This is a genomic window from Pseudactinotalea sp. HY160 (genome assembly GCF_009372055.1).
In the GTDB taxonomy this organism is placed as follows: Bacteria; Actinomycetota; Actinomycetes; order Actinomycetales; family Beutenbergiaceae; genus HY158.
On record NZ_WHMT01000008.1, the window covers coordinates 148,231 to 155,940 of the forward strand.

Here is a 7,710-nt window from a genome sequence, read left to right on the forward strand (position 1 = left end):
TCTGATGTCATTGTCGCTGCTCGTCCTCGCCGCGTGCGGGAGTGGCTCGAACACGGAGAGCCCGTCGCCCGGGGCCTCCGCCGGCGAGTCGCCCTCGGCCGAGGAGAGCTCGGGCACCTTGCAGATCGCCGTCGTTCCGAAGGCCGTCGGCTTCGATTATTGGACGCACGTCAAGGCGGGGGCCGAATGCGCCGCCTCGAAGCTCGACGGGGTGAACGTCGAGTGGAACGGCGTCTCGGCCGAGACCGACATCACCCAACAGGTCGACATGCTCAACGGCTATATCAATCAGCACGTCGACGGTCTCATCTACGCGGCGACGGACTCGAAGGCGCTCGTGTCGGTCACCAAGAACGCGCAGGATGCCAAGATTCCGGTGTTCAACATCGACTCCGGTACCGACCCGCAGAACGTGCCGATCTTCGCGACCGACAACATCGCCGGCGCCAAGCACGTGGCCAAGCTGATGAATCAGTACCTGGATGGCAAGGGAACGGTCGCCCTCATCGAGTTCCAGCCCGGGTCGATGACCAACGACCAGCGCAAGAAGGGCTTCACCACCGGCCTGAAGGACTACCCGGGTCTCGAACTCGTGGCCGACCAGGCCGACGGGAGTGACGCCAACAAGGCCCTGACGGTCGCGAACAACATCCTCACCGCCCATCCCGACCTCGACGGCATCTTCGGATCGAATGAGCCGTCCGTGATCGGAGCCTCGCAGGCCGTGAAGCAGCGCGGGCTCAGCGGCAAGATCACGCTCGTCGGCTGGGACGCCGCGCCGGACGAGGTCAAGTCGCTCGGCACCGGCGAGATCAGCGCCCTCATCGTTCAGAACCCGTTCCGCATGGGCTTCGACTCGGTCGTGGCCATGGTGCAGCACATCCGCAACGGCGTCGAGGTCAAGAGCGAGGACACCGGAATCTACGCCGTCACGACCGACAACATGAACGAGGAGAAGTATCAGGCCATCCTCGATCCGAGTTGTTCGAACCCGCCGTTGCCCGACGACGACCCCTGGTTGCAGTATGTCCAATAGCACCACGGTGCTCGGACCCCTCCTGCAGGCGCGCAAGGTGAGCAAGCGCTTCGGCGGCCTGCAGGCGCTGGCCGAGGTCGACCTCGAGGTCCGTCAGGGCGAGCACGTCGCGCTGGTGGGCGACAACGGGGCCGGGAAGTCGACGCTGGTCAAGATCCTGACCGGCGCCGACACCCCCGACCGTGGGCAGGTGTGGTTCGGCGGCAGCATCGTGCACTTCCACTCGCCCCTCGACGCCCGCAGGGCCGGCATCGAGACCGTGTATCAGACGCTTGCCCTGGCGGAGCACCTCGACGTGGCGGCCAACCTCTTCCTCGGTCGCGAGGAGTACCGGCTGCGGCTGGGCCCGTTCAGCGTCCTCAACGTCAAGTCGATGCGCTCCAAGGCCCGCGACATCCTGGCCACGACCGGCGTGCAGATCCCCGATCTCCACGCGCCGGTGCTCGGCATGTCGGGCGGGCAGCGGCAGGGCGTGGCCATCGCGCGCGCGGCGGGGTGGGGATCGCGCATCATCGTGCTCGACGAGCCGACCGCGGCCCTGGGCGTGCAGGAGACCGCGAAGGTCGAGGAGATCATCCGCGGCCTCAAGCGTCAGGGGATCGCCATGCTGATGATCAGCCACAACCTGCGCCAGGTATTCGACCTGGTGGACACGGTGTGGGTGCTGCGGCACGGCCGCATGGTCGGGCACCTCGAGACCCGGGACACGAAACCCGAGGAGGTCGTTGCGATGATCACCGGCGTGCACGAGGCCACCGGGACCGACTTCGCCTGACGGCGACGACCCGAGGCGACCCGGACCCGCTTCATCGCGTCGGAGGCGACGCCGACCGTCGGTCTCGAACCCGATCATCCGCTTCCTGGCGCATCGGCGGGTCCGTCGGCCTACAATGGCCTGAGTCACACTAAAAGCGGGAGCAGGAGACACAGTGAGTAAGGCGGAAGAGATCCTCGCGGCTCTTGGCGGAAGCACCAACGTGGTGGAGCTCGAACCGTGCATCACACGGCTGCGCGTGGAGGTGACGGACCCGGGCCTCGTGAACGAGGACGCCCTGCGCGCGAGCGGCGCCTTCGGCGTGGTCCGTTCCGGGCGGGTGGTGCAGGTCGTCGTCGGCCCCGAGGCCGACGTGCTCGCCGAGAACGTGCGGGCGCTGCGGAGCTGAACCGAGACCTTCACGCCCCCGGACGCGCGTTCGGGGGCGTCGTCGTGTCCGCTCCCGCCCGGCGTCTGGCAAAATCATGGAACACCCGTCCCGACACCAGGGGAGAGATGTGGAAAACGTGCTCAAGGGAGCCGTCACCGTCGACGATCGCTGGCGCGAGGTGCTGCCGCCGCTCGTGCTGGGCCGCGTGGGCGCCGGCGCGACCGTTCCCGTGCACGTTCCCGACGGTGCCCACGTGCTGCTGCGGGCGGAGCTCGAGCAGGGCGGGCAGGCGCTGCTCGCCCAGGTCGAGGACTGGACTCCCGCCGAGCTTGTGGACGGCGCCCGGCTGGGTCGCGCACGCTTCTCGCTCGTGGGCGTTCCCGCGGGTTGGCACGAACTCGTGGCCACGATCGACCATGCCGGCGAGCTGAGCACGGCGCGCGCCCCCGTCATCGTGGCGCCCGAGCCCGACGGCCTCGAGGCCGCCGTCGTGCGAGCGGGCGGCGAGGGCCCCGAGGCCCCACCGGGCCGCGGCGAGCAGGCCGCGATCCACCGCCCGCCCCGGTTCGGCCGGCAGGAGTACGGCGGCCGAGGCTGGGGGCTGAGCCTCGACCTGCACGCCGTGCGGAGCGCGCGCTCGTGGGGGATCGGGGACTGGGCCGACCTGGCCGACCTCGCCGTCGTCGCGGCCCGCGCCGGGGCCGACTTCCTCCAGCTCAATCCTCCGGTCGCGCGACTCGCGCCGGCCGGTCACACCGATCCAGCCGCTTCAGCTGATCCAGCTGATCCAGCCGCTCGAGTCGCTGCAGGCAGCCCAGCCGATTCAGCCGATCCAGCCGATCCAGCCGATCCAGCCGATCGAGTCGCTGCAGGAGGTGCGTCAGATTCAGCCGAGTCAGCCCGGATGGGCGGATCCGGGCTGCCGCGCGGGCCCTTCCCGGACCCGATCCACATCCGCCCCGAGGACATCCGCGAGGTGGCCTACCTGCCCGGGGCCCAGCGCACCCTCGTGGAGTGGGGAACCGAGGCGGTGCGCCCGTGGAACACCGACGCCGCCGCGATCGACCCGGCGGCCGCCTGGGAGGCGAAGCGGTCCGCACTCGAGACCATCTACGCGGCCGGACGCTCCGCGGCCCGCGAGGAGGCCTTCGCCGTGTTCCGGGAACGCGGCGGGCAGCTGCTGGCCGAGCACGCGCGCGCCTGCGTCGAGGCCGCGGGCACCCCGGAGGCCGGTACGGACTCGCCCGAACGCTTCTACACGTGGCTGGCGTGGATCGGCACCGAGCAGGCCGCGCGGGCGCAGCGGGCCGCGCGGATCGCGGGAATGACGATCGGGATCCTCGCCCCGGTCGACCTGGAGGCGGCCCGCGCGGCCACCTGGTGCACCCTTGACCCGTCGCTGCGCTGGGCGCACTGGATCCGCACAGCCGGTCGCACCTGCGGGGGGCTGTTCGTGCACCTGCCTGCGGACACCGGCATCGACCGCCCCCTCCACCCCGCGCTCGCCGAATCCGAACTGACCGACGTGGGCAGCCTCATCGCCGCCGCCGCCGCCGGGAACCGGCTCCTCGTGCTCGACGAGCCCGCGACCGGCCGCGCTGACGCCCGCGAGGCCCGGGACGATCAGACCGACGGTCCGGCGCCCGGCCCGGCTGGCGGACCGGCCGACGGCTCGGCGGCCGGTTCGGAGGCCGATGCCGCGCGCGAGCTCGCGGGCGAGTTCTGGCGGACCGCGCGCGTCTGGGACCTGGGCCCCGCCCAGCTGCCGACGACCACGCTGGCGAGCGTCGTCGTCGATACGATTCCGAGCGCCGGATTCCTCGCCGGGGAGCACCTCGACCTGGCCGATCGACTCGGCCTCCTCGAGGATCTGCCGGGCGCGCGGCTCGCGGTCCAGAGCCGGCGCGAGCGCACCCTCACCGCGCTGCGAGAGCAGTACCTCCTCCCGCTCGAGGCCACGGAGCGGGAGGTGATCGAGGCGCTCTATCGGGCGCTCGTGCGCACCCCGGCCCGGCTCGTCTCGGTGGCGCTCGCCGACGCGGTGGGCGAGCGGCGCCCGCAGTCGATGCCCGATCCCGCCGGCGGCTATCCCAGCGGGCGGCTGCCGCTGGCCGACGGTTCCGGGCGGGCCGTGCTCGTGGACGACGTGCCCGGATCCGTGCGCTTCACCTCCCTCGTCGGTGCGATCGCGGCCGACCTGCGTGAACTCGCGGGGGAGCCTGCGGGCGGGGCCGGGCGATGATCGCTGTACTCGCCCCGCTCGCCGGCGAGATCGTGGCGCTCGCGTCGGTGCCCGACACGGTCTTCGCCGAGGAACTGGTCGGCCCGGGCCTCGCGATCGATCCGGCCCGGGCCACCGGCGCGGCGGGCGAGGGCGCGATCTCGGTGCTCGCCCCCCTCGACGGGCGGGTCGCCGTGCTCCACCCGCACGCGTTCGTGATCGAGAGCGGCGACGCGGGCATCCTCGTGCACCTGGGCATCGACACGGTGACCCTGGGCGGCGCCCCGTTCCGGGCGCACACCGCCGTCGGGGCCGACGTGCGCGCCGGCGACCCGCTCATCACGTGGGACCTGTCCGCCCTGGGAGCGCTCAGCCCGCTCGTGCCCGTGATCGCGCTCGGCGCCGCCCGGGTCGAGCAGCCCGCCGCACCCGGGACCGCGGTGGGCCCGGGGGAGCGGCTCTTCACGCTCGCGTGACGAGATCGCCGCGCGGAGGCGGAACAACGACCGATCCGGGTGGGTTCACCCGGATGTGTGGTGCCGGCATGGGCCGGCCGACAATGGAGAGAGAAGGAGCAATATGAGTGCGGCTGTCGACTTCTGGTTCGACCCGACCTGCCCGTGGGCGTGGATGACCTCGCGGTGGATGGGGGAGGTGGAACAGGTCCGCGACGTCGACGTCACCTGGCACATCATGAGCCTCTCGGTGCTCAACGAGGGTCAGGACGTCGACCCCGAGTACCGCAAGCTCATGGACCGCGCGTGGGGCCCGGCGCGGGTGGTCAACGCCGCCCGGGAGTTGCACGGGCAGGAGCACGTCAAGCCGCTGTACGACGAGATCGGCATCCGGATCCACCCCGGCGGGCGCCGTGACTACGAGCAGATCATCGTCGAGGCGCTCGCCGAGGTCGGCCTGCCGTCGGAGCTGATCGACTATGCCGGCTCGGAGGAACTCGACGAATCGCTGCGGGCCTCGCACCAGCGCGGACTCGACCTCGTCGGGGAGGACGTCGGCACCCCGATCGTGGCCGTCGACGGCACCGCCTTCTTCGGCCCGGTCATGACCCCCGCCCCCCGCGGGGAGGAGGCCGGACGGGTGTTCGACGGCGTCGTCGCCGTCGCCTCCTACCCGGGCTTCTACGAGCTCAAGCGGACCCGGACCAAGGGACCGATCTTCGACTGACCCACTCGATCGGCGGAGGCCGAACCCTCCGCATAGGCACGTGAGGACGCCCACGAATTCGTAGGCGCCCTATTTATGACGTCACTGTGATGCTTCTCATCCCTCCGTGTTGGGTAAATCAAGGATCTTCGGATCGTGGCTGGTCGGGAGGCGTCCGCGGTGTGACCGATATCTCGAGACGGTTGTCTAGTCTTGCGTTGATCGATAGCATCAGCCAGACCCCATAACGTTCGGTCGGGCGACTTCGCTACTCCGACGGACAACCTATGAAAGGAAATTCCTTGAGACTCACACCTCGCGGAGGAGGATGGTGGAGGCGTAGCCTGGCGATCGCCACTACAGGCATCCTCGCGACCACTGTCCTTGGAGGCGGAGGGTTCGCTACATCGGCGCTCGCAGCCACGCAGAACGGTTACGGTTTCAACGACACGTGGACCCTGACCGGCCCGGACATCTCCGAGAGTCAGAGCGCGGAACGAGGTGGTCACCTCGGAGGTATGACGACGATCGAGACCGGTCTAGGCTCCATCGGCGTCACCGCAACGTTCGTGCAAGATAGCGACCTGACCGACGCAACAAGCTTCCTCACCAATGGTCAGTACCAGAGCAGCTATGGCGGCCAGAGCAATATGTTCGCCGGTTCACCCGATCCTGGTGGCCTGCCTGCACTCGGCGTTATCACCAATGCGGCGGGAGGGTGTGGCGGTGCGGTCGGCACGTCCGCGCATCAGAACTTCAACGGATCCTGCGACGTCGGAACCCTGACCCTGACCTTCGATCAGCCGGTGACGGACCCGGTCATGGACATCAGTGGACTGGGCGGATACCGTTACTCGTCCGCAGGGTACGCCGCCCGAGGTTCGTTCAACGCAACCGAGTGGACTCTGACCACCACCGGTGTCGGCTTCGGACAACTGTCCACGGGCGCCACGAATCTTAAGGTGGAAGGCAATGTCCTCCAGGTTGAGGACCTAAACACCTGGACTCAGTGCACTGTCAGCCGCAATGCTAAGAGCACGCTTGGTAATGGGCCCAGCCCCGTCACCGCCGGCTGTGGCTCTGTTGTCCTCGAGGGAACCTTCCAAACGTTGACGTTCGAACTCGCGAGCCGAGCAACTCCCTACACGGCTTTCAATCGTACGACGTATGCCACGGACTCAAGTTTCTTCTCGACCAGTGGTCTCTTCGACGGCATCAATGGTGCCAATGTCGAGAATGGCGAGACGATTGTAGGGACGGGCGACCGAAGCGGGGCCAACTACGACAAGCAGCGCATCTCGCTGCGACTGCCGCTGGGCTCCATCGATGGCCAAGTGTGGCTCGATGACGGCGACGGCATCCGCTCGAACGTCGAGTCCTCGGTTTCGGGAGTCACTGTTCAGCTTCTCGACACCGATGGCGCCGTGGTCGCTCAAACGACCTCGGGTAGTGATGGCGCGTATCGTTTCGACGGACTCCCCTTCGGTGACTATTCGGTACAGTTCGCTGACTACCCCGACGGCCTCGTCCCGACGGTCCAGTACGCGACCAGCGATACGAGCATCGACTCGGACGCCGGCGCGGACGGTAAGACTGGAACCATTACCATCAATGCGGCCAACCCGGAGCGGACTAACGTGGATGCCGGGCTTTGGGACGCTCCGCCGTCGTCGACGGTTGTTGTCGAGCATGTGGACGAGGATGGTAACGAGGTGTTCCCCTCGACTTCTGAGGATGGGGCGCCTGAGGGTGACTACTCCACGGTCCCGGTCGAGGACGAGGATTGGATCCTTGTTGAGACGCCGGAGAATTCGGAGGGTTCCTTCCCCGAGGACGGGCAGACCACGACGGTCACTTACGTGTACGCCAAGGCTGGGCACCTCGAGGTGAACCATGTGGATGAGGACGGTAACGTTCTTGCTCCGCAGGTCACTGACAAGGACAAGGTCGGTGCGGACTACGACACGTCGCAGGTGGAGATTCCTGGTTACGAGTTGATCGAGGTCCCGGGTAACGCGGGGGGTCGGTACACCGAGGGCACCACTGTGGTGACGTACGTGTACAAGCCGGTTCCGCCGTCGTCGACGGTTGTTGTCGAGCATGTGGACGAGGATGGTAACGAGGTGTTCCCCTCGACTTCTGAGGAT

7 protein-coding genes are annotated in these 7,710 nt (G+C 68.5%); all 7 read left to right on the plus strand.

Features of this window, described 5'->3' with window-relative positions; genetic code table 11:
* Positions 1 to 4: 4 nt before the first annotated feature.
* Positions 5 to 1,036 carry an ABC transporter substrate-binding protein gene (locus GCG21_RS09820; RefSeq protein WP_194165036.1) on the plus strand — a complete coding sequence of 344 codons (1,032 nt, stop codon included), beginning with the start codon at positions 5 to 7 and terminating at the stop codon, positions 1,034 to 1,036.
* Complete coding sequence (locus tag GCG21_RS09825; RefSeq protein ID WP_152909499.1) at positions 1,026 to 1,811, plus strand: ATP-binding cassette domain-containing protein; 786 nt, start codon at positions 1,026 to 1,028, stop codon at positions 1,809 to 1,811. The genes GCG21_RS09820 and GCG21_RS09825 overlap by 11 nt, the downstream gene beginning before the upstream one ends.
* A 154-nt stretch (positions 1,812 to 1,965) precedes the next feature.
* Positions 1,966 to 2,199 carry a glucose PTS transporter subunit EIIB gene (locus GCG21_RS09830; RefSeq protein WP_153878540.1) on the plus strand — a complete coding sequence of 78 codons (234 nt, stop codon included), beginning with the start codon at positions 1,966 to 1,968 and terminating at the stop codon, positions 2,197 to 2,199.
* Between the two features lie 109 nt (positions 2,200 to 2,308).
* Positions 2,309 to 4,423: a hypothetical protein gene (locus GCG21_RS16265; RefSeq protein WP_194165037.1), complete on the plus strand. Its 2,115-nt coding sequence runs from the start codon at positions 2,309 to 2,311 to the stop codon at positions 4,421 to 4,423.
* The gene (locus GCG21_RS09850) at positions 4,420 to 4,878 is read left to right on the plus strand and encodes a PTS glucose transporter subunit IIA (protein WP_152909503.1); all 459 of its coding nucleotides are present in this window, start codon (positions 4,420 to 4,422) and stop codon (positions 4,876 to 4,878) included. The genes GCG21_RS16265 and GCG21_RS09850 overlap by 4 nt, the downstream gene beginning before the upstream one ends.
* Before the next feature lie 103 nt (positions 4,879 to 4,981).
* Positions 4,982 to 5,584: a disulfide bond formation protein DsbA gene (locus tag GCG21_RS09855; protein WP_152909504.1), complete on the plus strand. Its 603-nt coding sequence runs from the start codon at positions 4,982 to 4,984 to the stop codon at positions 5,582 to 5,584.
* Between the two features lie 497 nt (positions 5,585 to 6,081).
* A partial coding sequence (locus GCG21_RS09860) for a MucBP domain-containing protein (RefSeq protein WP_194165038.1) occupies positions 6,082 to 7,710 on the plus strand: 1,629 nt, incomplete at its 3' end.